Here is a 23,907-nt window from a genome sequence, read left to right as displayed (position 1 = left end):
GACCGCGCTGGGCGCCCGAATCGGCTGGGCGCCGGTGCCGCCCGGGTCCCGCGCCTTCTCCCGGCCTTCTCCCGGCCGGGACCCCGGAGTGCGGGACCCCAGGTGGGGAAAGGCGCGCCCGGGGTCACCGGCTCGGTCGCGCCGAGGCCGGTGACCTCACGTTTCGCCTGGTGACCGACATCTCACCCGGTCGCCGTCGAAGTCGGGTGAAACTTCTGCCAGGCTGTGCGCGTCTACCTGGGTACACGGGACGTCGCTCCCGTGGCCCACCTTTCCCCCCAAGGAGGCGGACATGGAGCTCTCACTGTTCGTCATCGCCCTCGTCGTCGGCCTGGTCATCCTCTCCACGGCCGTCTCGTTGCACCGCGAGCACCGCCGGGTCCGCTCGGCCATGATCGGCCACTACGGCGGGCCGCCGAACCCGTACGAGCTCGCCTATCTCTCCGGGGGGCCGCGCCGCGTGATCAACACCGCGCTCGGCCTGCTGGCCAGGGCCGGGGCGATCCGGATCTCGCGAGGAGGTCAGGCCAGCCTGGTCGCCGGGGCACAGCCGTCTCCCGACCCGATCGAGTACGCCGTGATGGAGTCGCTCCACCAGCGCGGAGGCTCGGCTCCGGTGGGTGAGGTGCGCCGCGCGGTGGCCGAGGGACAGAGCGTCGACGGCCTGCGCTACCGGCTGCTGGGGCTCGGCCTGCTCGTGCCCGAGGGCGCGCTCGACCACGCGCAGGCGCTGCTGAGCCGGCTCCAGATCGCCTCGATCATCGAGGTGGTCGTCGTGGCGGGCATCCTGATCGCGGGAGCCACCGGGGGACTCGGCACCTTCGCGCTGCTGGTGGGCATGTTCTCGGTGATCGGCGGTTTCTCCGTCTACGCGCGGCAGAAGAGGGCCCTGCGCGACGCCCTGAGCCACGCCGGTCACGAGGCGCTCGCCTCCGCCCGCCGGACCTACGTGCGGGGCGCCCGCCCTCTGGCGCCCGATCTGGCCTTCGCCGTCGGCATTCCCGTCGCCCTGTACGGCCTGGGCGAGCTCAACGAGCCCGGCCTGGAGGAGGAGCTCCAGCGCCAGACCGCGAACACCGCGAGCAGCTGCGCCTCGGGCGCCTGCGGCGGCGGTTCGAGCTCCGGTGACGGCCTCTCGTTCGGCGGTGGCGGTGATTTCGGCTCCGGTGGCTGGGGTGACTCCGGCGGGTCGGGTGACGGCGGCGGGTCGAGCGACGGCGGTGGCGGGTCCAGCTGCGGCGGAGGGTGCGGCGGTGGCGGTTGCGGTGGGTGAGCTGCACCCGGTCCCGGCGGCGAGGGCGGCCGTAGCCACAGCCACCGGAGCCCATGTGGCCCACGGGTCTTACGGGGCCCACGGGTCTCACGGAACCTCCGGAGAGGCAGCGGTGGCCCGGCGGCGGGCGGGTCTGGGCGGAGGTGCCCTCGATGGCGGCTGAGTTCCCGGCGCTGGGGGTGGGCATCGGCTGGCGGCCGGAGATCGACCTCACCGTGGAGCGGCTGCCCGGGGTCGACTTCGTCGAGGTCATCGCCGAGAACGTCCACCCCGCCCGGCTCCCCGAGTCGCTGCGGGTGCTGCGCGCCCGAGGGGTTCCGGTGATCCCGCACGGTGTCGGTCTGGGCGTCGGCGGTGCCGAGCCTCCCGACCCGCGGCGGCTGGCGCACCTGGCCGACTGTGTCCGCGCCCTGGACGCGCCGCTGGTCAGCGAGCACCTCGCCTTCGTACGGGCGGGCGGGATGGAGGCCGGGCACCTGCTACCGGTCCCGCGCACCCGGGCCGCGCTCTCCGTCGTCGCCGAGAACGTGCGGCGGGCGCAGGACGCGCTTCCCGTACCGCTGGCCCTGGAGAACGTCGCGGCCCTGTTCGGCTGGCCGGAGGACGAGATGACCGAGGCCGCCTTCCTCGGCGAGCTGGTGGAGATGACCGGCGTCGGGCTCCTGATCGACGTGGCGAACCTCTACACGAACCAGGTCAACCTGGGCCTGTCGGCCACCGCGGCGCTTGACGGTCTCCCGCTGTCCGAGCTGGCCTACGTCCACGTCGCCGGAGGCCACTCCCGCCAGGGGGTGTGGCACGACACCCACACCGCCCACGTCCCGCAGGACGTGCTGGACATCCTCTCCGAGCTGTGCGCCCGGGTCGATCCGCCCGGCGTGCTGCTCGAATGGGACGACGACTATCCCAGCGACGGCGCCCTGGAGGGGGAGCTCGGCCGGATCCGCGGCGCGATGGCCCATGTCTGACGACACGGCCCGTGACACGGCCCGCGACACGGTGCCCGGGGGCGCCACCGCCCGGGTACGGGAGACGGGCGGCCACGAGGGGCCGGAAGCCGTCGAAGGGGTTCGAGAGGCCGCCAAGGGGCGGAAGGCGGCGGGAGAAGCGCCAGGGGCCCTGGAGGTCGGCAGAGGGCGAGAAGCCTCGGAGGAGGTACCAGAGGCCACCCGTGGGCGGGAAGCCGCGAGAGAGGCACTGGGGGCCGGGCAGGGGCGGGAGGGCGTCCGGGAGCCGGAGGCCGGGGGCGCGGCGCGTGAGGCGCTGGCCAGGGCTCAGACGGCCCTGGTGGCGGCCCTGGTGGCCGGGGAGGAGGCGCCGCGGGGTTTCGACCGGGAGCGGCTGCGGATCCAGGAGGCCGGCCTGATCTCCAAACGGCGCAGGACGGTGGCCAGGCTGCGGCCCGACCTGGCCGCGCTGCTCGGCGACGGCTTCGCCGGGGAGTTCGACGCGTACGCGAGAGGGCGTCCCAAGCCGCCGGGCGGCTCGCACGCCGACGCCCGCGACTTCGCCGACCGCCTCCGCGCGGCGGGACGGCTGCCGGAGGAGCCCGGCCCCGGGCTCGCCCCCGAGCCCGGCCCCGCCCCCCGCCGGTGGTCGCTCTTCGGCAGACGCCGTTGAGTCCCCGCATGCCGGACGGAGTGCGCCGAACCGGGTGTCGTCGAACGGGATGTCGCCGAGCCGGGTGTGTCGGATCGGGTATGCCGAACCGGGTGCCATCCGGCCGGGTGTGTTGAGCCGGGGCCGTCGAACCGAGGCCACTGAACCGGCTGTCACCTGAACCGGCTGTCATCGAGCCGGGTGTGGGGGGCCGGAGGCCGTCGAACCGGGGGACCGAGCCGGACGCCCCACGTCAGGGGTGCCGGAACCGGTATAGCTGAAACTTCTGGTCCTCCCCGTTCGTCCACTGGGTAAGTCAACCTCACGCAGGGACGTCATCCCGGAGGCCGTCATGCAGACCGCACAGATCGTCGTCGTGGTGGGTCTCTCGCTCCTGGCGGTGGCCGTGCTGATCGCGCTGCGCCTGGCCGCGCGTCCCTCGCGCGTCTACGAGGGGCCCGAGCTGACGCCGTACGAGCTGGCGCTGCTCGCGGGCGGCCGGTCCCGGGTGGCCGACACCGCGCTGGCCTCGCTGACCGGGGGAGGGGTGGTCAGGGCGCGGCGCGACGGGCGGCTGACGCAGGTGTCGGGCCAGGTCGGCGTGCTCACCCAGCCGGTGCAGACCGAGGTCCTCGACCACCTCCGGGGGCAGGGGGGCGGCGTGCCGGTCTGGGTGGTCAGGAACAGGGTGGCCCAGGGGGCCGCGGTGACCATGCTGATCGCGCGGCTGAGGGACCTGGGGCTGATCGACGCGCCCGGTTCCGGCCGGGCCGACCCCACCCACCCCAACCGCGCGGGGAAGACCGCGCTGGCCCACTACCGCCTGCGCCACCGCGAGGACAGGTCCCTGCCGCCCCGCGCCGGGGGTCATGTCGACCACGACGAGCTGAACATCATGGGCGTCGCCCTGCACGGCCTGAAGCAGTGGGAGGAGGGGCGGCTGGCGGCCATCCTGTCCATGGACGGCCCGCCACCGCCTCCCGCGCTGCGCCGCGGCTCCTCCCGCCGCCGCTCCTCCGACGCCTCGGCGGGCGCCTCCTACGGCTTCTTCGGCGGGGGCGGCGACGGCGGGGGTGGCTCCGACTCCGGTTCCGGTTGCGGGGGTGGGGGCGGTTGCGGCGGCAGCTCCTGAGGGTTCTGTCCGGCCGGGGCGCGGTCGGTTAGGTTGGGCCGACACATGCCGACCGGTAGATACCGGCCGGTACATGTCGGCCAGTACGTGCCAGTACGTTCCGGTCGACACATGTCGATCGGCACATGCCAGTACGCGTCAGCCGATACGTGTCGGTACGTGCCAGCTGATACATGCCGGTACATGTCGGTATATGCCGGTCGATACACGTCAGTCGGTATGTGCCGGTCGGTACGGGCCGATACATGACCGGACGCCTGCATCGGAGTGACCGTGGGAAAGTTCGTCGATCACGCGACATGGCCGCTGCGGCCCGAGGACGAGGGGACGCACCCGGCGGGCCCCGAGCCGCTGTGGAGCGAGTCCGTCTATCTCGACTTCGCGGCCGAGGACGGCTCGCTCGCCGGTTACGTCCGGCTCGGCCTGTATCCCAACTGGAACCGCGCCTGGTACTGGGCGTGCCTGGTCGGCAGGGACCGGCCCACGGTGCTGCTCGCCGACCACCACGTCCCGCTGTCCGTCCCGGGCCCTCCCGAGCGGTACGGGGCCGGGACGCGCCCCGGCGTCCACGCGGTGCGCGGCGAGGGGTGCGGGGGGTTCCGGGCCGTCCACGACGTGACGGCCCCCATGCGGTCCTTCCGGGTGACCCTCGACGCCGGGGCGGCGGCCGTCCTGGACGACCCCGCCATGGCGTACGGGGACCTCGGGGACGCCGGGACGACCTCGCTCGCGTTCGACCTGGAGTGGCGGAGCGGCGGCGACCCGTACCCCTACCGCTTCATGTCCCGCTACGAGATCCCCTGCGAGGTCGCGGGGACGATCCGGGTCGGCGGGACCGGTGGTGCCGGGGCCGAGGAGATCGCCTTCTCCGGGTACGGCGAGCGCGACCACAGCTGGGGGGAGCGTGACTGGTGGCGGCTGTCGTGGCTGTGGAGCTCGGGGCGGCTCGACGACGGCACGTTCTTCCACGGCATGCGCGCCAACGTCGGCTTCGAGATGCCCTGGCCGTGCTTCACGGTCCCGCCGGGCGGCGAGACCGAGGAGCGGGAGGGCTTCACCGCGGCGAGCGAGTTCGGCGAGGGCGGTTTCCCGTCCGGAGCGCGGCTGGAGGTGCCGGGCCTGCCGATGACGGTCGTCCCGGTCGCCTTCGCCCCGGTCGCCATGACGTCCCCCGACGGGGAGATCGCCCGCTTCCCGCGCGCCCTGTGCCGGTTCGAGGCCGAGGACGGGCGATCCGGATACGGCTGGACCGAATGGCACCAGCCGCCCGGCTGGCGGGGACATGGATGGCGTTGATCATGTTTTGGCGGACTGGGCCGGGGATACCCTCTCTGAGGTGGGGGGACTGCGTTGTCTTGATGGTTCTTATCTGACCGTTACGCCGGTGGCGTGCCGTGACAGTGTCGGCACGCCGTACGAGATCACCCTGCAGCTGCACCGCGACGGCGCGCTGTACGGGACGGTGGGCGAGCGGTGCGGCTGGGTTCTCACCCGGCTGGCGCGGGGGGTCGCCGAGGCGCGCGCGGGCCACGAGGCCCGGTGGCCTGACCCCGACGACCGCTTTCCCGACGACACGGAACTGTTCGCCTTTCGTTACCGGGCCAGGAACGGCGTCGTCGGCGGCGGCGAACTCCGCTGCCAACTGCGGACCATCCCGGTCTGGGTCCCGGGGCTGCGGGGGCCCGGCGGCGAGTGGCGGCTCACCAGAAGAGCTTTCCTGGAGGCCTGGGGAGGCGGCGGGGTGGGGATGCGCGCCATTCTGACATCCTCTGAGCTGGGCGTTTTCGTGGAGGCACTCGTCGCGGAGGCCGAGGATTGCCTGGGGTCCCATAAGCCGGGCAAGCCCGCCAGATCCCTGTAGAGGGGGCGGAGAGGTCCGCGGGGCGGCGATAATTGCCTGTCAGTGCCAATTCGTGGCGGGTGCTGGGGGAGGGGCTTCAATGGGCGTGCGCGATCTCGTCTACCGGGTGTACGAACGCAGGCTTGAGGCGAAGCTGTCCCGTCAGAGGGAGATGGCTCCCCGGCACGTCGGCGTGATCGTCGACGGCAACCGGCGCTGGGCGCGCTCGATGGGCATCGACGACGTGAGCCGCGGGCATCGCAAGGGCGCCGACAAGATCTCGGAGCTGCTCGGCTGGTGCCGCGAGGCCGGCGTCGAGGTCGTCACCGTGTGGCTGCTGTCGAGCGACAACATCAACCGCTCCAAGGACGAGCTGGACCTCCTGATGAAGATCATCGAGGACGTGGTCCAGGAGCTCGTGGCCGACGGGTGGCACATCAAGCCCATGGGAGCGCTCGACCTTCTGCCCGATCACACGGCCCGTGTGCTCAAAAACGCAAAAGAAGCGACATCACATCGTCCCGGTTTGATTGTGAACGTTGCTGTTGGGTATGGAGGAAGGCGTGAGATCGCTGATGCGGTGCGCTCCCTTCTCCAGGAGCACGCGAGCAAGGGCGCGAGTATCGAGGACCTCGTCGAGGTCCTCGATGTCGAGCACATCGCGGAGCATCTCTACACGCGCGGCCAGCCCGATCCGGATCTGGTCATCCGGACCTCGGGAGAGCAGCGGCTCTCCGGATTCCTGCTCTGGCAGAGCGCTCACTCCGAATTCTACTTCTGCGAGGCCTACTGGCCTGACTTCCGCAGGGTCGACTTCTTGCGGGCTCTCCGCTCCTACGCCGCGCGACACCGCAGGTACGGTTCCTGAAACTCCACATGAACGACCCCTTTCGGTCACTCTTAAGCAGTTGGAAGTCGGGCATTCAGGACGTACCGTAAGAAGTAGGAGAGCACAGCTCACCTACGCCGGAGAGGGCCCGCCTTTGCGTCACGACCTGCTGAGGAGGGCCGGTCAACGGTCCCTGCTCGACGTTCTCGTGAGCGGGCCCGGGGCCGGTCCGCATCCCAGCTCATGGCAGGGCGCCGTCCATGGCGCCCGGGGGAGAACGCGTGGCAAACCCTTCGTCCTCACCCACGTCGCCGGCAGTGCAGCGGCGCACGTACGTCCTGGACACCTCGGTGCTTCTGGCGGATCCAACGGCGATGAGCCGTTTCGCCGAGCACGAGGTCGTCATCCCGATCGTCGTCATCACCGAGTTGGAGGGCAAACGCCATCATCCAGAGCTCGGATACTTCGCGCGTAAGGCGCTAAGGTCCCTCGACGAACTCCGGGTGACGCACGGACGACTGGACGAGCCCATGCCGATCGGCGAGGGCACCATCCGGGTCGAGCTCAACCACAGTGACCCGTCCATCCTGCCCGTCGGGTTCAGGCTCGGCGACAACGACACCCGCATCCTGACCGTGGCGAAGACCCTCGCCGCCGAGGGCAAGGACGTCGTGCTGGTCTCCAAGGATCTGCCGATGCGGGTGAAGGCCGCCTCCATCGGGCTCGCCGCGGACGAATACCGCGCCGAGCTCGTGGTGGAGTCCGGCTGGACCGGCATGGACGAGCTGCAGGTGACCTCCGAGGACGTCGAGACCCTCTTCGAGCACGGCACGGCCGATCTGGACGACGCCCGTGACCTGCCCGCCCACACGGGTCTGCGCCTGCTGTCCAGCAGGGGCTCCGCGCTGGGCCGGGTGCTGCCCGACAAGTCGGTGCGGCTGGTGCGCGGCGACCGCGAGGTGTTCGGCCTGCACGGTCGTTCCGCCGAGCAGCGGATCGCGCTCGACCTGCTGATGGACCCCGAGGTCGGCATCGTCTCGCTGGGCGGCCGGGCGGGCACCGGAAAGTCCGCGCTCGCCCTCTGCGCGGGCCTGGAGGCGGTCCTGGAGCGCCGCCAGCACCGCAAGGTCATCGTCTTCCGTCCCCTGTACGCCGTGGGCGGCCAGGAGCTGGGCTACCTGCCCGGTTCCGAGAACGAGAAGATGGGCCCGTGGGGACAGGCGGTCTACGACACCCTGGGCGCGGTCACCACGCCCGAGGTGATCGAGGAGGTCATGGACCGGGGCATGCTGGAGGTGCTCCCGCTCACCCACATCCGCGGCCGGTCGCTGCACGACGCCTTCGTCATCGTGGACGAGGCGCAGTCGCTGGAGCGCGGGGTGCTGCTCACCGTGCTGAGCCGGATCGGCGCCAACTCCCGGGTCGTCCTCACCCACGACATCGCCCAGCGCGACAACCTGCGGGTGGGCCGCCATGACGGCGTCGTGGCGGTGGTGGAGAAGCTCAAGGGCCACCCGCTGTTCGCGCACGTCACCCTGACCCGCTCGGAGCGCTCGCCGATCGCGGCGCTGGTCACCGAGATGCTGGAGGACATCACGATGTGACGGGGCGTCTCGACGCCACCGCCGGAGCGCGGTCGCGGGTGCCTGCGGGCATCCGCGACCGCGCTTCGCGCGTCACGGCTCCGGACCTCTCCGGACCTTTCTAGAGCCTCTTCGACCTCTCCGGGTCTCTCGCCGCGGTGGCCGCCGGGACCCGCCCGCGGTCACGGTCCGGGGGTGGAGGGGTCTCCCGCCGCGCCCGTACGACCCCGGAGCCCGTACGGCCCCGTAGTCCTGGCGGTCGGGACGGGACCGGGACGGACGGACCCTCAGGGGGGCAGTCGCACGCCGGGCGCCGCGAGATTGCGGTACTCGAAGCAGCCCCGGTCCCCCATCGTCTCCGGGGTGCCGGGGAAGAGGCGGGTGACCTCGACGCTCCAGATGCTCTCCTGCTTGTTCTGCCGGATGGTGCAGGTGATCTGGGCGAGGGCCTCCTTGGTGACCTTGCCCTCACCCGTGATGATCACATTCAGCCGGTAACCCAGGTTGTCGTCCGGCTCGTTGCGCTGGTCGGTGTTGTCCGAGTAGCGGGTCGTCTTGGTGTCGTAGTGGCTGAAGTCGTTGAGCGCGCTGGTCAGCCCCGCCTTCGGCGGCTGCTTGCCGGCCCGGAACAGGGTGTCGATGATGTTCTTGGCCGAGTCGGAGACCACCGGGACCTTGACGGGCTCCAGCCGGTTGTCGCGGAGCAGATAGACCGTCACCCACGTGGGGCTGTAGCTGATCACCGGCGGGCGGCCGTAGTCCTGGACGTCGGTCGGGGAGATGCCGCAGCCGCAGAGCACCAGGGCCGCGCTGATCAGGCAGGCGAACCACCCCGCGCCGGCGAGCCGTCTCCCGCGGGGGAGGTCCGGGCCGGTGGGTGGTCTCGTGCCGAGGACGGCCGGGCCGGCGGGCCGTCTCCCGGCGAGGGCCGCCAGGACGTGCGGGTGGAGCCGTCTCCTGACGAGGGCGGCCGGAACGTACGGGTGGGTGAGCCGCCTCATGCCGGGGGGAGCCAGACCGTGAAGAGGGTGCCCGGCCGCTGCGCGCGGACCGAGATCGTGCCCCCGTGCAGCTGGGCGTTGGCCCGCGCGATGGACAGGCCGAGCCCGCTGCCGTCGCCCCGGGCGCCGGCCTTGTAGAAACGGTTGAACACGAAGGGCAGGTCCTTCGCCGGGATGCCCTTGCCGTGGTCGCGCACCTTCACCTCCAGGCCGTTCGGGGTGCTGCGGGCGGTCACCATCACCGGGAGCTCACCGTGGCGCAGGGCGTTGCCCACCAGGTTGGCCACGATGACGTCGAAGCGCCGGGGATCGACGGAGAAGGCCAGCCCCTCCGGGACGTTCACCCGAACCTGGTCCGACCAGCCGCGCATCTCCAGGCAGTCGCAGACCACGTCGACGATGTTCACGGTGTCCACGTTCAGCGTGGCCGTCCCCGAGTCGAACCGGCTCGCCTCGATGAGCTGCTCGATCAGGGTCCGCAGCCGCGCGATCTCGCGCAGCACCAGCCGTACGGCCGCCGCGGGCTCGGGGGGCAGCCGGTCGGCCTCCTCGGAGAGCATGTCGGTGACCGCGGTCATCGCGGTGAGCGGGGTCCTGAGCTCGTGGGAGACGTCGGCGACGAAGCGGCGGGACATCGCCTCCAGCGCGCGCAGCTCGGCGACGCTCCGCTCCAGGGCGGCGGCGGTGTCGTTGAACGTGGCGGTGAGCTCGGCCAGCTCGTCCTGGCCGTGTACGGGCAGGCGGGTGTCGAGGTGGCCGGCGCCGAGCGCGCGGGCCGCCGAGCCGAGCCGCCTGACCGGCAGCAGGAGCTGCCGGGCCGACACCAGGCCGAGGGACAGCGCGATGATCAGCATGGCGACGCCGGCGACGGCTAGTGGCTGCCGCAGGCCGCTCAGCAGCCGCTCCTCCTCGATGAGGGGGACGAACACGAAGACGGTCATCCCGGTGGGCTGGGCGGTGTGGATGGGCTCGATCCGCCAGACGGGGGTGCCGATGAGCAGCCACATGTCGCCGTTGATGGTCATGCGCTTGGCGACCAGCCGCTGGGTGGCCCTCGCGGCGAGGTCGCCGGGGACGTCCTTGGGGCCGAAGTCGCCGTCGGGGTAGGGGTAGTTCTCGTAGCGGACCACCACCCTGCCGCCCTGGGGGCGCAGGCTTCTCTGCAGCGCGCTGATCTCCTCGTCGGTCGGCGGGCTGTCGCCCGGCCAGAGCGCGCCGACGGGCAGCCTGCTGCCCTCCAGGATGTCGCGTACCTCGCTCACGGCCACGTGCTCGGCCCGCCTGATCATGCTGTTCTTGACGAACTCGTAGCCGATCACCGCGACGACCGCGGAGGCGGTGACGGCGATCAGGGTGAAGGTGATCACCAGGCGCCCGCGCAGGCCGGTGTACATCCGCCGCGTCGAGGGAGGGAACATCCGCTTCACGGCGGGCTGAACCGGTAGCCGAATCCCCGTACCGTGTGGATGAACTCGGGCTCGGCGGGGACCGCCTCGATCTTGGCGCGGACCCGCTGGACGCAGGCGTCGACCAGCCGGGAGTCGGCGACGTGGGTGTGGTCCCAGACGGCCCGCAGCAGGTATCTGCGGTTGAGCACCTGGCCGGGGTGGCGGACGAGTTCGAGCAGGAGGCGCAGCTCCGTGGGGGTGAGGTGGACCTCGCGGCCGCCCAGCGCCACCTTGAGCGCGCCCCGGTCGATGACCAGGTCGCCAAAGGTGATGCGGTCGGAGGCGACCGACTCCATCCGGCGCAGGACGGCGCGGATGCGGGCGTCCAGCACCCGGGGCTCGACCGGCTTGACCACGTAGTCGTCGGCCCCGGCCTCCAGCCCCACGACCACGTCGAGGTCGTCGCCCCTGGCGGTGAGGAGGATCACCGGCAGCTGGTCGAGCTTGCGGATGCGGCGGCACACCTCGACGCCGTCGATGCCGGGCAGCATGACGTCCAGGATGGCGATCTCGGGGCGTCGGGACCTGATGTGCTCAAGGGCCTCCTCGCCGCTGGCGTACGCGGTGACGGAGTGGCCCTGCCGGGTGAGCGCGAGCTCCAGCCCGGTACGGACCGAGGGGTCGTCTTCGACGAGGAGGATGCCTGCCACCGGGTAATCATTCTCCCAAGGCTCGGATGGATCTGCCGGGTCACAAAACCCAGACATAAGGCAAACAGTACCTGAATGAGGTGGTCAGACCACGATTCGGGCAATTTCATGATCGCCATAAGGGGCTACATGGCACCGTACGGTAAAATGTGAGCAAAATCACTTTCAAGCTTTTCTCGCCGGGAAAGTGCTCGTGGCCTGGTGGTTAGGTCGCGAGGAACCCCGGCGGGCCCGGCCGGACGTCGGCCGACACCGACCAACTCCGCCGTTCCGGTTGCGGACCACCCCCCTCCGCACGGCAAGCTCATAGGTCGTGAGTCCAGGATCACAGCAACTGCAGGAACGCTCGGCGCCCCGCGCCCGCCGCTCGAACCGCAGGGCGGTCAGGGGGAAGACCTCCGACGAGCCGAGTTCGAAGCGCGGCATGACCTCCAAGCGCGTGCTGATCCTGGGCGCCGCGCTCGTGGTCCTGGTGGGTGGAGGCGCCTTCACCGCCTACACCGCCATCCAGAACGCCTCGGCGCCGCCGACCAAGCCGCTCACCCTGGACGAGATGGCGCAGATGCTCGGTTCCGACCCGTTCGGCTCCGACCTGCAGTCCGACATGCTGAAGGCCCAGGCGGCCCAGGCGCTCAAGGCCGACAAGATCGCCGCCGAGCGCGAGAACCGCAAGGCCCTGAACCAGGTCAAGATCGTGGACGAGGCGCCGGGCGGCGGCGGGTTCAACCCGCAGCAGCTCCCCCCGGGCACCTCCAACCCGACCGGCAACAGGGCGCTGGGCAAGCAGATGCTGGAGTCCAGGGGCTGGGCGGGCGAGTGGGGCTGCCTGGAGAAGCTCTGGATGAAGGAGAGCGGCTGGAACGAGCGCGCCATGAACACCTCCAGTGGCGCCTACGGCATCCCGCAGTCCCTCCCCGGCCACAAGATGGCCAGCGCCGGAAGCGACTGGCAGACCAACGCGGCCACCCAGATCGAGTGGGGGCTCGGCTACATCAAGGGCCGCTACGGCTCGCCCTGTGGTGCTTGGGCCCATTCCCAGGCCAAAGGCTGGTACTGAGAGACCAGGAGTCGGCAAGTCTGACCGTCTCCCGGCGCCCGGCGCCGCACCCTTGGCCGCATGGACGTGAAGGTCAGCGTGGTGGTGCCGGTGCACAACCCCGGTGATGGCGCCGACGCCTGTATCCGGTCGGTGCTGGAACAGTCGATGGCCTCCGAGGACTACGAGGTCATCTTCGCCGACGACGGCTCCGACGACGGGATCCAGCAGCGCCTCGACACCCTGGCGACGGTACGGCCGAACGTCCGGGTGCTCCACCTCGAACGGACCGGCTCGCCGATGCGCGGCCGCAACGTCGCCCTCATGGTCGCCAGGGGCGAGTACGTCTACCTGATGGACCAGACCGACCGCCTGGAGCGGACCGCCCTGGAGCGCATGTACCTGCGGGCCGTGGAGACCGGGGCCGACATCCTCCTCGGGCGGCTGGTCAGCGACCAGAGGCCGCCCGCCACGATCTTCGACGCCGACCGCGAGCACGCCGACATCGTCAGGGACCGGCTGCTCACGCTGCTCACCCCGCACAAACTCTTCCGCAAGGCCTTCCTCGACGCCGAGGCGCTGAGCTTCTCCGACCCCGGCGGGTGCCTGGCCGAGCAGGCGTTCGTGCTCCGCGCCTACCTGCGGGCCGGGAACGTCGTCGTGATGGCCGGCCCGGTCTGCTGCCACGTCACCGAGCGGCCCGACCCGCCGGAGGACCCCTACGTCTGGGCCGCGGAGCTGCGCGAGCTGCTCGACATCATCGACGACGAGGTGCCCGAGGGCCACCGGCGCGACCGGATGTACGCCCAGTGGTTCCGCACCGCGGTGCTGCGACGGCTCGGCGGGGCCAGGTTCGCCACCTCCTCCGCGGGCCGGGCGGCCACCTTCACCACGCTGCGCGAGCTGGTCGTCCAGCGCTTCCCCCCGCGCCTCGACCTCCTGCTGCCCGTCCCGCTGCGGGCCCGCGCCGCGCTGCTCCGCGCGGGCAGGCTCGACCAGCTCGTCGTACTGGCCGGGGCCACGCGCGGCGTCCGCCTCCAGGCCGACCTCGACGAGCTCACCTGGGACGACGGCGCGCTCACCCTGGGGCTCACCGTGGAGATCGTGCAGGCCGACGGCACCCCGATGCGCTTCGTCCCGTACGGGGACGACGGCCTGCTCTGGCAGCCCCCGGTGCCCCTCGAAGGGCTCCGCCTGCCGCCCGAGATGGCCGACGTCAGCCAGGCCGCCGCCAGGGCGCGGTTCGAGGTCTACATCAGGCAGGAGGACACCGGGGTCATCCACTTCCTGCCCTCGCGGTGCTCGATGATCCGCAGTCGTCACCGCAACGGGGTCAGGCTCCAGGTCACCGGTACGGCCCGGCTGGACGTCGACTCGGCGGCGACGGGCGACCCGCTGCCTCCGGGACTCTGGGAGATACACGTGCGCATGTACGGGGGAGCGCAGCAGGCACGCACCCGGGTGACCGGGTCGCCGCTGAACTGCACCGGGATGGTCGCCGACTGTTCCAGGCGCCTGATCGTCCCCTGGTGGTCCGACCGGGGGGAGCTGGGGATCTGCGTGGAGCCGCGCTCGTTCCCCGAGTCGATCGTGCTGGTCTCACCGGGGACGACGGTCATCAGGCAGCGCAAACACGTCTTCGTCGTCGTGCCCGTGCCGTACGTGCCGCCGAGCGGGGGGCCGCCCGCGGAGCTGGTGTTCCGCCAGACCACGGGCAGGGAACGCGAGGTCGCCGCCCCCGCGCTGGTCGAGCCCGGCGTCCCCGGGGAGCTGGCCGGGCGGCTGATCGCCAAGATCCCGACCCGGCTGGCGTACCGGGAGGGGTTTCTCGCGCCGGGCGTCTGGGCGCCGTTCCTGCGGGTGGACGGCGAGGAGACCGGTCTCCGCTTCAAGGTGGAGATGAACCGCGGCGGCCGGGTGGAGATCCACAGGTCCGCCGCCGCCAGGCTCTCCGAGCCGTGGTACCCGCTGCTGAAACGGGTCGCGCTGCGGATACCGCTGGTCAGGAACGCGGTCCGGGTGACCAGGACCGTCCAGCGGCGCTACATGCTGAACTGACGTCCGGGTCGCCTGTCCCGGACCCCGGACCTGGACCCCGGACCTGGACCGTGGACCTGGACCGCGGACAGCCCGACGGCGCCACACGGCCCGTGGGGGCGGTGTGGCGCCGTGCGGTGGTGTCACGCGGTCGGTGTCACCTGGCCGGTGTCACGCGGTCGATGTCGTCTGGCCGGTGTCGTCTGGCCGGTGTCGTCTGGTCGGTGTCACGCGCCCAGGCGGCACTCGTTGGGCAGGTCGCCGGTCGAGGGCCTCGGCAGGGTCGCGCTCGGCGGCGGGTTCTGCCCGCGCTCCACCCAGCCCTCCAGGGTCTCGAACGCGCTGCGGAAGCACGGCAGCAACGGGCGGAGCTTGTCGGGGTAGGCGGCGTAGAGGCTGTCCACGTGGGTGCCGTCGGTGATGCGGTAGTAGCGGAACGGCCGGTGCCCGCCGACCATGTCCGCGTAGACGTCGCTGGAGCGGGAGATCGGCAGCAGCGCGTCCAGCGTGCCGTGGATCGTGATCAGCGGCTTGCCGATCCGGCCGGTGAGCCCGATCTTCCTCACCGCCGCGTACGGCTTGCGCGCGTCGTAGTCGTAGTCGGCGTCGCAGGCCGGGGTGCCCGAGGAGCAGAAGGGGGTGCCCGCCTCGACGTCGCCGTCGAAGGAGGGGTCGAGTTCCTCACGGTAGAGGCGCTGGGTCAGGTCCCAGTAGTACTGGTAGTGGAACGGCCACAGGAACTCCGAGCCGCGGGCGAATCCCGCGTCGTACATCCCCTGGGTGTCGCCCGCCGGGTAGGCCCGCAGCGCCGGGGGCAGGTAGTTGACCAGGTTGTCGCCCTTGACCCGCCAGAGCGTGCCCTCCCAGTCGATCCCGCCGTCGTACAGCCAGGCCCGGTTCTCCAGCTGCCAGCGGACCAGGTAGCCGCCGTTGGAGATGCCCGCGGCGTACGTCCGCTTGGGAAGCCTGCCGTAGCGCTGGGCGACGACGGCCTTGGCCGCGATCGCGACCTGCGTGACCCGGTCGTTCCACTCGGCGACCGCGTCACCGGGCTTGCGGCCGTCCTTGTAGAAGGTGACGCCGACGTTGCCCTTGTCCGTCACCGCGTAGGCGTAGCCCTTGGCCAGCGCCCAGTCGGAGACGGTGAAGTCGTTGGCGTACTGCTCCCGGTTGCCCGGGGTGCCGGTGACCACCAGCCCGCCGTTCCAGTTGTCGGGCAGCCGCAGGACGAACTGCGAGTCGTGGTTCCAGCCGTGCGTCGTGTTGGAGGTCGAGGTGTCGGGGAAGTAGCCGTCGACCTGGATGCCGGGCACGCCCTTCGGGTTGACCGCCCCCGCCGGGTGCAGGCCCGCCCAGTCGGCCGGGTCGGTGTGCCCGGAGACGGTCGTGCCCGCCGTCGTGAGGTCGTCCAGGCAGGCCTTCACCTGGTGCTCGGCACCCGGCACCGCCACCCGGTCCAGCCGGGCGCAGTGCGCCGGTGAGGTCCCCGCGCTCGCTACCGGTGCCCCGGCCAGGGCCACCAGAGTGGCGAGCCCGACGGCGGCGATTCCCGCGACCGTTTTGGTACTGCGCCGTGAGGCCGCGCCGGGGACTGGACTGAGGAGCGCCGTGAGGTCGTGCCGGGGACTGGTCTGAGGAGCGCCGTGAGGTCGTGCCGGGGACTGGTCTGAGGAGCGCCGTGAGGTCGTGCCGGGGACTGGACTGAGGAGCGAAGGAGCGAAGCGGATGAGTGACGAGGGAAGGAGCCGGACAAGAGCGGCCGAACCGCGACGCGGAGCGTCGCCATGGGCACTGCGCATTGGTCAGCTCCGCTTCAGGTGGTCGGAGAGGGCGGCGCGGAACTCGGCGGGCCGCTCGATGTGCGGGCTGTGGCCGGCGTCCAGGACGACCTCGGTGTACGGGCCGTACCGCTCCAGGGCGGCGCGGGTCTGGGTGACCATCGGCTGCGCGGGGGTGCCCGGCGAGCCGGGGACGGCCCCCAGGGCGCCCAGGTGGGCCAGGTCGAACAGCGAGGTGTCGGAGACGATCACGTCGGACTCGCCCCTGATCCACAGGATCGGCGGCTTCGGGTCGATCGTGTGCAGGTCGTCGATCCGGAAGTACGTCGGGGCGAACGAGTTGAGCACACCCCGTGTGCCGGGACGGACCCCCGGCCACTCCTCCGACGCCACCGCGTCACCCGGGTAGTGGTCCTCGCCGACCCTCGTGGACAGCATCGACGCGACCAGGGCGTCCTCGTCCTCGATCACCGTGCCGGGCTTCACGTACGTGGTCCGCATCACGTTCCTCGGCGAGGCCGGGGAGTCGTCCGAGGTGTCCCCCGCCGCGAGCAGCCTCACGAAGTCGGGGTTGGCCGCGCCCGCCCCGGCGCCCGTGCCGTCGGCGTGGTTCAGCGCGCCGTCGGCACCGTGCGTGCCGCCGAAGCCGTACGGGGAGATCGGGTTGACCAGGGTCACGCTCCGCACGGCGGACGGCCGGTCGCGCAGCGCCTGCAGCACGACCCCGCCGCCCATGCTCCAGCCGACCAGGTGCACGCCGTCCGGCCCGAGGGCGTCGAGGAGGGCGAGCACGTCGTCGGAGTAGTCCCGCAGGCCGCGGGTGGCGTCGACCGGGGCGGGCTCGGTGTCGCCGAAGCCCCGCAGGTCCACGGCGAGCGGCCGGTGGCCCTCCTCCGCCAGGGCGAGCAGCGTGCCCCGCCAGAAGGCGGCGCTCGACACGTTCCCGTGCACGAACAGCACGGTCTCGCCGCTCTCCGCCGTGCTTCCGGCGTTCCCGGCGACCGACAGGACGTTCTGGGTGATCCGGCCGGTGGGCACCGGCCGGTTCTCGATGCGCATCAGATGTTTCTCCGTACGGTTCAGCGAGTGGCCTTGGCCTCGTCGCGGGTGCCGATGGTGACGAGGTCGCGGCCACGGGTCTCACGCGAGACGTACACGGTGATCAGGGTGAGCACGGCGGCCCCGGCCACGTACAGCATGATGGGGAACGACGACTTGTAGGCGTCCAGCAGGGCGACCGCGATCAGCGGGGCGAGGGCGCCCGCGACGATCGAGGCGAGCTGCGAGCCGATCGAGACGCCCGAGTAGCGCATCCTCGTCGCGAACAGCTCGGAGAAGAACGCGGCCTGCGGGCCGTACATCGCGCCGTGCAGGATCAGCCCGACGGTCACCGCCAGGGTGACGGCGGCGAAGTTCTTGGTGTCGATCAGCGGGAAGAACGCGAAGGACCACAGGCCCACCCCGGCGGCGCCGAGCAGGTAGACGGGCCGGCGGCCGAGCCGGTCGGAGAGCGCCCCCCACATCGGGATCGAGACGAAGTGGATGGCCGACCCGATCAGTACCGCGTTGAGCACGACGGGCTTCGCGAGCCCCGCCTGCGCCGTCGCGTAGACAAGCACGAACGCGGTGATCACGTAGTAGGAGACGTTCTCCGCGAAGCGGGCGCCGATCGCGATGAGGACGTCCCGCCAGTGGTACCTGAAGACCTCCACGATCGGCAGGGACTTCGAGGGCTTGGCGTTCGCGACCGCCTGCTGGAAGACCGGCGACTCGCTGATGGAGAGCCGGATCCACATGCCGACCAGCACCAGCACGCCGGAGAGCAGGAACGGGATCCGCCAGCCCCAGCTCACGAACGCCTCGTCCGTCTGGACCGCGGCCAGCACCGCCAGCACGGCGGTGGCGAGCAGGTTGCCGCCGGGGGCGCCCGCCTGCGGCCAGGAGGCCCAGAAGCCGCGGCGCGCGGCGTCGCCGTGCTCGGAGACGATCAGCACCGCGCCGCCCCACTCGCCGCCGAGGGCGAAGCCCTGGACGAGCCTGAGCAGGGTCAGCAGCAGCGGCGCCGCCATGCCGATCGCCGCGTGGGTCGGCAGGCAGCCGATCAGGAAGGTCGCCCCGCCCATCATCAGCAGGCTGACCACCAGCAGCTTCTTGCGTCCGATCCGGTCGCCGAAGTGCCCGAAGACCAGCGCGCCCAGCGGGCGGGCCACGAAGCCCACCGCGTAGGTCAGGAAGGCCAGCAGGGTGCCCGTCAGCGGCTCCGACTTGGGGAAGAACAGCTGCGGGAAGACCAGCGCGGCGGCGGAGCCGTACAGGAAGAAGTCATACCACTCGATCGTGGTACCGACGAGGCTGGCACCGACGATCTTTCCGATGGGGGTACGGGTTTTCTTTTCCATCTTGTCGATGGGGGTACGGTTTTTTTCTTCCATCTCACTCACCAAGGGGAATCGCTGTTGGGGGGGATTCCGGCTACCGTACGTAGTGACCGGCGTCACTCCTATGGGTACGACCGCCATAGCCAACCGACGCCCTATGTGGATGTGTGAGAGTGCCCGGGGCGGAGCTCCGGGTCAGCCGCTGAGGCGGTGCAGGCGCAGGGCGAGCTGGATCTCCAGGGCCCGCTCGGGGACCTGCCAGTCGTCGCCGAGCAGCTGGCCGATCCGGTCCAGGCGCTGGGTGACCGTGTTGACGTGGATGTGCAGGGTCTCGCTCGTCCGCGACAGCGAGCCGCCCGTGCCGAAGTACGCGGTGAGCGTCTGGACCAGCGCGGTGCCCCTGCGGGCGTCGTAGTCGATCACCGGGCCGAGCGCCGAGGCGAGGAACGCCCCGATGTCGCGCCCCTCGCCGACCAGCAGGCCGACGAAGCCCAGCTCCCTGGCCCCGGCGCCCTCCCCGGCCCTCCCCAGGGCCACCAGGGCGTCGGCGCAGCGCTGCGCCTCCCGGTGCGCGGCGGCGACCTCCGCGGTGCCGCGCACGGGCCCTCCGGCGCCCGCGGTGGCCGGGTGGCCGAGCGAGGCGCTCAGCTCGGCCGCCACCCGCTTGGCCAGGGGGCCCGGCCGGTTCCCGGGAAGCAGCAGCACCACCTCGTCGCCGCGCTGCGCGGCGAGGCCGTGGTGCAGCGTCGCCTGGGAGGACGCCCAGAACGCGGCCCGCTCCCGCCCGCCGCCGTGGCGGACCACGACCACCACGTGGTCGTGGTCCAGGTTCACCCCCACCCGCCGGGCGCGGTCGGCCAGGCCGTCGAGGGCGGGCCGCGAGATCAGGTCGTCGAGCAGCTCACCCCTGACCCGGCCCTCCGCCTCGGCCACCGTACGCCTGAACAGCAGCAGCAACGCGGTCACCAGCGCGGCCCGCTCCAGGATGCGCTGGTCGGCGTCCGACACCTGGCCGCCGTTGCGCAGCACCAGCGTGCACAGCGGCTCCGCGCCCACGTCCACCGACGCGACCAGCAGGTCTCCCTGCCGTACGGTGCGTCCCAGCGCCCTCGACGACCGCGCGGCGTCCGCGATCACGTCCGTGACCTTCCGCGCCCCCCGCCTGGCGCCCGCCTTCGAGCCCGGCCTCCTGCTCGTCACCGAACTCGTCCCCGTGCCGTACGCCGAGCTCGTGCTTGGGCCGGTCCCTGAGCCCGTTCCCGAGCCCGAGCCCGTCCCCAGGCCCTTTGCCGGGCCCTTTCCCGGTCCGGTCGCCGGTTGGTCGAACGCCGCCTCGCCCAGCGCCCCCTCCTCCAGCACGCCCGCGTCCCCGGCGATCGGGCGCCCGGCGTCGTCGAGCACCGTCAGCGAGCCGCCGAGCACCTCCGTCACCACCGCCGCCACGTCCTCCACCCCGCCGCCGCGCAGCACCAGGCCGGTCATCCGGTCGTGCGCGAGCGCGGCGCGCTCCACGGCCTGGCTGTGCGCGTTCACCTGCCGGTTGGCCTCGCTGAGCTCCTCCAGCGCGTTCCTGGTCTCCTGCAGCAGCCGGGCGTTGTCGATCGCCACCGCCGCGTGCGCCGCCAGCGAGCCCAGCAGCACGACCTCGTCCTGGGTGAAGGGCCGCACGCTCCGGTTGGCGGCGAACAGCACGCCGATCACCCGCGCGCCCAGCTTGAGCGGTACGCCGAGAATGGCGACCAGCCCCTCTTCGAGCACCGCGTCGTCGATGTCGGTCTTGTGGCGGAAGCGCTCGTCGGCGAAATAGTCGGCGGTCGAGTACGGGGTGGCGGTCTGGGCGACGAGCCCGCCGAGCCCCGCGCCCATGGCCAGCCGCAGCGCCCGGAACTTCGCCGACACCGAGCCGTCGGTCACCCGCATCCAGGTGTCGCCCCGCGCGGGGTCGTGCAGCGTCATGTAGGCGGCGTCGGTGCCGAGCAGCTGCCTGGCCCGGTGCACGATGGCCTCCAGGACGGCGTCCAGGTCCCGCAGCCCGGCCAGGTCGCCCGCCGTGTCGAACAGCGCCGACAGCTCCGCCTCCCGCTTCGCCCTGCGCCGCAGCAGCGCCCGCACCTTCAGCGCGGCGAGCTTGGCCTCCTCCAGCTCCGCCAGCGCCTCCGCGTCGGCCCCGCCGGTCCTCGCCGCGAGAACGGGCCCCTCGAACTCGACCGCCGACGCCTCCCTGGCCAGCAGTTCGAGAAAGACCCGTGTGCTCATACCGACCATTCTCCGTTGCTCGCGACGCCGCTCAGGTCCGGCTCCCTCCCTCGTCGGTCCAGTCTCCGGCGCGGCCCCACGGGGTCACCGGACCCGGCGGGCCTCGGGCTCAGCGGGCTGTCCAGCCACCGTCTATGGGGAGGGAGGTGCCGGTCATGAAGGAGCCGTGCGGGCCGCAGAGGTAGGCGACGAGTTCGGCGACCTCCTCGGGCTCGATCAGCCGCTTCACGGCGGCGGGGGCGAGCATGATCTGTTCGACCACCTCGTCCCTGCCGATGCCGTGGGTGCCGGCCTGGGCGCCGATCTGGTTCTCGACCAGGGGAGTGCGGACGTAGGCGGGACTCACGCAGTTGGAGGTGACGCCGTGCGGGGCCCCCTCCAGGGCGATCGTCTTGGACAGCCCTTCGAGGGCGTGCTTGGCGGTGACGTACGCCGACTTGTAGGGCGAGGCGCGGAGCCCGTGGACCGAGGAGATGTTGACGATCCGGCCCCAGCCGCGCTCGTACATACCCGGCAGGACCTCCCTGACCAGCAGGAAGGGCGCCTCGACCATCACTTTGAGGATCTTGGAGAACACCTCGGGGGGGAACTCCTCGATCGGGGCGACGTGCTGGAACCCGGCGTTGTTCACCACGATGTCCGTGCCGGACGGGATCGCCCGGACGAAGTCCGGTTCCGACAGATCCGCGACGACGGGCGTCCCCGAGATCTCCGCGGCGACCTTCGCCGCCGCCTCGGCGTCGATGTCGACCACCAGCACATGTGCCCCGGCCATGGCCAGCCGGTGCGCGCAGGCGCGCCCGATCCCGCTGCCCGCCCCGGTCACCACGGCTCGCCGACCCGCTAGGTCAATCATGCTGCCGAATCTAGGCAATGACCCGAATCCCAGCCCATGTCGCCCACCCCCACACTCCGCTGCATGCTTATGTGGCGAGCCTCCGCTCCGACAGAGGTACCGCTTTCCCTCCGCACTCGTTCCCGGGAGCGCCTTCGCGTTCCGAATGCGAACGCCCGGAGCCGGTCTCCGCCGGGGCACGGTGTCGGCGACCGGGTCGCGCGACGGTCAGATGGTGACCGGGTACATGAGTGTCAGCTCGTCGCCGGGGAGGCCGCGGATGCCCCAGTTGACCTTGGGTGATTCCATGATCACGATTTCCAGGTCCTCGGCGGGGAGGTCGAGCGCCTCCCCGGTCCTGGTGAACAGGGCGCGGATCAGCGAGCGCTTGGCCTCGTCCGACCGGCCGCTGAAACAGGCGATCTCCACGATGAGATACCGCTCGCTCCGCTGCGGGCAGATCATGTCCTCGGAGTCCAGCAGCAGGAACCGGTGGAACCGCTTGTCCTCGGGAAGTTTCCAGACGTCCACCAGGCAGCCGTGGACGATGTCGGAGATCTCCCGGCGTCGATCGGCCCACACGTCCCTGCGGCCGTAGAACTTGATCTGGGTCATGTCCCGAGTCTCCCAGGCAGCCGATCTACGGCGCCGGCCGGGTCGTCGGTCGGTGACCGGTGGCCGGTCCACCGGTCCGCTACGCCGATCCGGCCGCGAGGGCGGCCGGGTCGCGGTCCACGACCGCGCGGCTCGGGCGACCCGCGACCGGTGGCGGGGGCGCGGTCTACGAGGGCGGCCGGGTCATGGACAGCACGTCGAGCAGCTCGTCGAGCCGTTCCTCGGTGAGGGTGCCGTTGGCGACGTGGCCGCGCTCGATGACGACCTCGCGGATGGTCTTGCGCTCCGCCAGGGCCTGCTTCGCTATCTTCGCGGCCTCCTCGTACCCGACGTACGGGTTGAGCGGGGTGACGATCGACGGCGACGACTCCGCGTACTCGCGCATGCGGTCGACGTTGGCGGTGATGCCGTGCACGCACCGGTCGGCCAGCAGCCGGGAGGCGTTGGCGAGCAGTCGTACCGACTCCAGGATGTTGCGCGCGATGACCGGGAGCATCACGTTGAGCTCGAACGTGCCCGAGGCGCCGGAGAAGGCGATGGCCGCGTCGTTCCCGATGACCTGGGCGGCGACCATGGTCACCGCCTCGGGGACGACCGGGTTGACCTTGCCCGGCATGATCGAGGAGCCGGGCTGCAGGTCGGGCAGGTTGATCTCGCCCAGTCCCGCCCGGGGGCCGGACCCCATCCAGCGCAGATCATTGGCGATCTTGTTGAGCGAGATCGCGACCGTGCGGAGCTGGCCGGAGAGCTCGACGACGGCGTCCCGGGCCCCCTGGGCCTCGAAGTGGTCGGGAGCCTCGGAGAACGGCAGTCCGGTGGCCTCGCGCAGCCTCTCGATGACCTTGGCCGCGAAGCCGGGAGGGGTGTTGACGCCGGTGCCGACCGCCGTGCCGCCCAGGGGAAGCTGGGCGAGGCGCGGGAGCGCGCTCCGCACCCGCGCGATGGCGTTGTCGATCTGCGTGGCGTACCCGCCGAACTCCTGTCCCAGCGTGACCGGGGTGGCGTCCATCAGGTGCGTACGCCCGGCCTTGACCACGCCGTCGAACTCCAGCGACTTGTCCCGCAGCGCGGTGGCCAGGTGCCGCAGCGAGGGGATGAGGTGGTACGAGACCTCGGTCGTGGCGGCGACGTGGATGGAGGTGGGGAACACGTCGTTGGACGACTGAGAGGCGTTCACGTGGTCGTTGGGGTGGACGGGGCGGCCGAGCCGCTCCTCGGCGAGGGTGGCGATCACCTCGTTGGCGTTCATGTTGGAGGAGGTGCCGGAACCGGTCTGGAAGACGTCGACGGGGAACTCGCCGTCCCACTCGTTCTCCGCGACGTCGGTGGCGGCCTCGGCGATCGCCTGCGCCAGCTCCTTGTCGAGCACCCCCAGCTCCGCGTTGACCTCGGCGGCGAGTGCCTTGATCAGGCCGAGCGCCGCGATGTGCGGGACCTCCAGCCCGCGCCCGGAGACGGGGAAGTTCTCCACCGCCCGCTGGGTCTGCGCCCGCCACTTCGCCCCCGCGGGAACCCGTACCTCACCCATCGAGTCATGCTCGATCCGATACTCGCTCATGAACCCAGTCTGCGTCCTGGAGGGGGAATCAAACCGGGGAGGGGAGCGGTGGGTACGGG

At 71.6% G+C, this 23,907-nt stretch carries 20 protein-coding genes; 10 read left to right on the top strand and 10 right to left on the bottom strand.

The window, feature by feature from the left end:
- Positions 1-292 precede the first annotated feature (292 nt).
- From ACFFRH_RS22360 to phoH2, 8 genes are all read left to right on the top strand, one after another.
- The gene (locus ACFFRH_RS22360) at positions 293-1,273 is read left to right on the top strand and encodes a TIGR04222 domain-containing membrane protein (RefSeq protein WP_344750143.1); all 981 of its coding nucleotides are present in this window, start codon (positions 293-295) and stop codon (positions 1,271-1,273) included.
- Between the two features lie 152 nt (positions 1,274-1,425).
- Entirely contained in the window at positions 1,426-2,241 is an 816-nt protein-coding gene (locus ACFFRH_RS22355) for an MbnB/TglH/ChrH family RiPP precursor modification enzyme (RefSeq protein ID WP_344750144.1), read from the top strand.
- Entirely contained in the window at positions 2,234-2,893 is a 660-nt protein-coding gene (locus ACFFRH_RS22350) for an SCO6045 C-terminal-like domain-containing protein (RefSeq protein WP_344750145.1), read from the top strand. The genes ACFFRH_RS22355 and ACFFRH_RS22350 overlap by 8 nt, the downstream gene beginning before the upstream one ends.
- A 331-nt stretch (positions 2,894-3,224) precedes the next feature.
- Positions 3,225-4,004 (top strand): TIGR04222 domain-containing membrane protein, encoded by a 780-nt coding sequence (locus tag ACFFRH_RS22345; RefSeq protein WP_344750146.1) that lies wholly within the window; start codon positions 3,225-3,227, stop codon positions 4,002-4,004.
- Between the two features lie 273 nt (positions 4,005-4,277).
- Positions 4,278-5,300 (top strand): DUF7064 domain-containing protein, encoded by a 1,023-nt coding sequence (locus tag ACFFRH_RS22340; RefSeq protein ID WP_344750147.1) that lies wholly within the window; start codon positions 4,278-4,280, stop codon positions 5,298-5,300.
- A gap of 88 nt (positions 5,301-5,388) precedes the next feature.
- Positions 5,389-5,865: a hypothetical protein gene (locus ACFFRH_RS22335; protein WP_344750148.1), complete on the top strand. Its 477-nt coding sequence runs from the start codon at positions 5,389-5,391 to the stop codon at positions 5,863-5,865.
- Positions 5,866-5,944: 79 nt separating this feature from the next.
- Positions 5,945-6,712, top strand: coding sequence for an isoprenyl transferase (locus ACFFRH_RS22330; RefSeq protein ID WP_344750149.1), 768 nt, complete (start codon positions 5,945-5,947; stop codon positions 6,710-6,712).
- Positions 6,713-6,933: 221 nt separating this feature from the next.
- Positions 6,934-8,277 (top strand): RNA 5'-3' helicase PhoH2, encoded by a 1,344-nt coding sequence (gene phoH2, locus ACFFRH_RS22325; RefSeq protein ID WP_344750150.1) that lies wholly within the window; start codon positions 6,934-6,936, stop codon positions 8,275-8,277.
- 266 nt (positions 8,278-8,543) lie between these two features.
- Here phoH2 and ACFFRH_RS22320 read toward each other — a convergent pair whose 3' ends face one another.
- Genes ACFFRH_RS22320 through ACFFRH_RS22310 form a run of 3 tightly spaced genes read right to left on the bottom strand, consistent with a single transcriptional unit; the run spans position 8,544 to position 11,355 of the window.
- Positions 8,544-9,257: a hypothetical protein gene (locus tag ACFFRH_RS22320; protein WP_344750151.1), complete on the bottom strand. Its 714-nt coding sequence runs from the start codon at positions 9,255-9,257 to the stop codon at positions 8,544-8,546.
- A complete protein-coding gene (locus ACFFRH_RS22315) occupies positions 9,254-10,675 on the bottom strand; it encodes an ATP-binding protein (protein ID WP_344750164.1) in 1,422 nt (473 codons plus the stop codon). Before ACFFRH_RS22315 ends, ACFFRH_RS22320 begins: the two co-directional genes overlap by 4 nt.
- 5 nt (positions 10,676-10,680) lie before the next feature.
- Positions 10,681-11,355: a response regulator gene (locus ACFFRH_RS22310; protein WP_386159260.1), complete on the bottom strand. Its 675-nt coding sequence runs from the start codon at positions 11,353-11,355 to the stop codon at positions 10,681-10,683.
- Between the two features lie 313 nt (positions 11,356-11,668).
- On the opposite strand from ACFFRH_RS22310, the gene ACFFRH_RS22305 reads away from it, so the two are divergent.
- Positions 11,669-12,412, top strand: coding sequence for an aggregation-promoting factor C-terminal-like domain-containing protein (locus ACFFRH_RS22305; RefSeq protein ID WP_386159257.1), 744 nt, complete (start codon positions 11,669-11,671; stop codon positions 12,410-12,412).
- A gap of 60 nt (positions 12,413-12,472) precedes the next feature.
- Positions 12,473-14,449 (top strand): glycosyltransferase family 2 protein, encoded by a 1,977-nt coding sequence (locus tag ACFFRH_RS22300; protein WP_386159255.1) that lies wholly within the window; start codon positions 12,473-12,475, stop codon positions 14,447-14,449.
- Between the two features lie 206 nt (positions 14,450-14,655).
- Here the strand turns inward: ACFFRH_RS22300 and ACFFRH_RS22295 are convergent, their stop codons facing one another.
- The 7 genes from ACFFRH_RS22295 to ACFFRH_RS22265 form a co-directional block, all read right to left on the bottom strand.
- Complete coding sequence (locus ACFFRH_RS22295) at positions 14,656-15,948, bottom strand: tannase/feruloyl esterase family alpha/beta hydrolase (protein WP_386159252.1); 1,293 nt, start codon at positions 15,946-15,948, stop codon at positions 14,656-14,658.
- Positions 15,949-16,230: 282 nt separating this feature from the next.
- A complete protein-coding gene (locus tag ACFFRH_RS22290) occupies positions 16,231-17,265 on the bottom strand; it encodes an alpha/beta fold hydrolase (protein WP_344750160.1) in 1,035 nt (344 codons plus the stop codon).
- A gap of 20 nt (positions 17,266-17,285) precedes the next feature.
- Positions 17,286-18,605 (bottom strand): MFS transporter, encoded by a 1,320-nt coding sequence (locus ACFFRH_RS22285; protein WP_344750161.1) that lies wholly within the window; start codon positions 18,603-18,605, stop codon positions 17,286-17,288.
- A gap of 174 nt (positions 18,606-18,779) precedes the next feature.
- Positions 18,780-20,849, bottom strand: a complete 2,070-nt coding sequence (locus ACFFRH_RS22280; RefSeq protein ID WP_446697423.1) for a helix-turn-helix domain-containing protein — start codon at positions 20,847-20,849, stop codon at positions 18,780-18,782.
- A gap of 100 nt (positions 20,850-20,949) precedes the next feature.
- The gene (locus ACFFRH_RS22275) at positions 20,950-21,696 is read right to left on the bottom strand and encodes a 3-hydroxybutyrate dehydrogenase (protein WP_386159245.1); all 747 of its coding nucleotides are present in this window, start codon (positions 21,694-21,696) and stop codon (positions 20,950-20,952) included.
- A 207-nt stretch (positions 21,697-21,903) separates the two neighbouring features.
- Positions 21,904-22,290, bottom strand: a complete 387-nt coding sequence (locus ACFFRH_RS22270; RefSeq protein ID WP_386159242.1) for a tautomerase family protein — start codon at positions 22,288-22,290, stop codon at positions 21,904-21,906.
- 166 nt (positions 22,291-22,456) lie between these two features.
- Positions 22,457-23,848, bottom strand: a complete 1,392-nt coding sequence (locus tag ACFFRH_RS22265; RefSeq protein ID WP_386159240.1) for a class II fumarate hydratase — start codon at positions 23,846-23,848, stop codon at positions 22,457-22,459.
- Positions 23,849-23,907 lie beyond the last annotated feature (59 nt).

The sequence above is a fragment of the Streptosporangium vulgare genome (genome assembly GCF_042428775.1).
Taxonomy (GTDB): domain Bacteria; phylum Actinomycetota; class Actinomycetes; order Streptosporangiales; family Streptosporangiaceae; genus Streptosporangium; species Streptosporangium vulgare.
Note: the sequence above shows the minus strand (reverse complement) of the source record. Positions and strands in the feature narration are given on the sequence as shown.

Excerpts from the sequence above, each read along its gene's own strand:
- ACFFRH_RS22265 (WP_386159240.1), bottom strand. The coding sequence starts at position 23,848 with ATGAGCGAGTATCGGATCGAGCATGACTCGATGGGTGAGGTACGGGTT.
- ACFFRH_RS22275 (WP_386159245.1), bottom strand. The coding sequence starts at position 21,696 with ATGATTGACCTAGCGGGTCGGCGAGCCGTGGTGACCGGGGCGGGCAGC.
- ACFFRH_RS22345 (WP_344750146.1), top strand. The coding sequence starts at position 3,225 with ATGCAGACCGCACAGATCGTCGTCGTGGTGGGTCTCTCGCTCCTGGCG.
- ACFFRH_RS22280 (WP_446697423.1), bottom strand. The coding sequence starts at position 20,849 with ATGGTCGGTATGAGCACACGGGTCTTTCTCGAACTGCTGGCCAGGGAG.
- ACFFRH_RS22300 (WP_386159255.1), top strand. The coding sequence starts at position 12,473 with ATGGACGTGAAGGTCAGCGTGGTGGTGCCGGTGCACAACCCCGGTGAT.
- ACFFRH_RS22270 (WP_386159242.1), bottom strand. The coding sequence starts at position 22,290 with ATGACCCAGATCAAGTTCTACGGCCGCAGGGACGTGTGGGCCGATCGA.
- ACFFRH_RS22315 (WP_344750164.1), bottom strand. The coding sequence starts at position 10,675 with ATGTTCCCTCCCTCGACGCGGCGGATGTACACCGGCCTGCGCGGGCGC.
- ACFFRH_RS22290 (WP_344750160.1), bottom strand. The coding sequence starts at position 17,265 with ATGCGCATCGAGAACCGGCCGGTGCCCACCGGCCGGATCACCCAGAAC.
- phoH2 (WP_344750150.1), top strand. The coding sequence starts at position 6,934 with ATGGCGCCCGGGGGAGAACGCGTGGCAAACCCTTCGTCCTCACCCACG.
- ACFFRH_RS22355 (WP_344750144.1), top strand. The coding sequence starts at position 1,426 with ATGGCGGCTGAGTTCCCGGCGCTGGGGGTGGGCATCGGCTGGCGGCCG.
- ACFFRH_RS22285 (WP_344750161.1), bottom strand. The coding sequence starts at position 18,605 with ATGGAAAAGAAAACCCGTACCCCCATCGGAAAGATCGTCGGTGCCAGC.
- ACFFRH_RS22330 (WP_344750149.1), top strand. The coding sequence starts at position 5,945 with ATGGGCGTGCGCGATCTCGTCTACCGGGTGTACGAACGCAGGCTTGAG.
- ACFFRH_RS22320 (WP_344750151.1), bottom strand. The coding sequence starts at position 9,257 with ATGAGGCGGCTCACCCACCCGTACGTTCCGGCCGCCCTCGTCAGGAGA.
- ACFFRH_RS22350 (WP_344750145.1), top strand. The coding sequence starts at position 2,234 with ATGTCTGACGACACGGCCCGTGACACGGCCCGCGACACGGTGCCCGGG.
- ACFFRH_RS22360 (WP_344750143.1), top strand. The coding sequence starts at position 293 with ATGGAGCTCTCACTGTTCGTCATCGCCCTCGTCGTCGGCCTGGTCATC.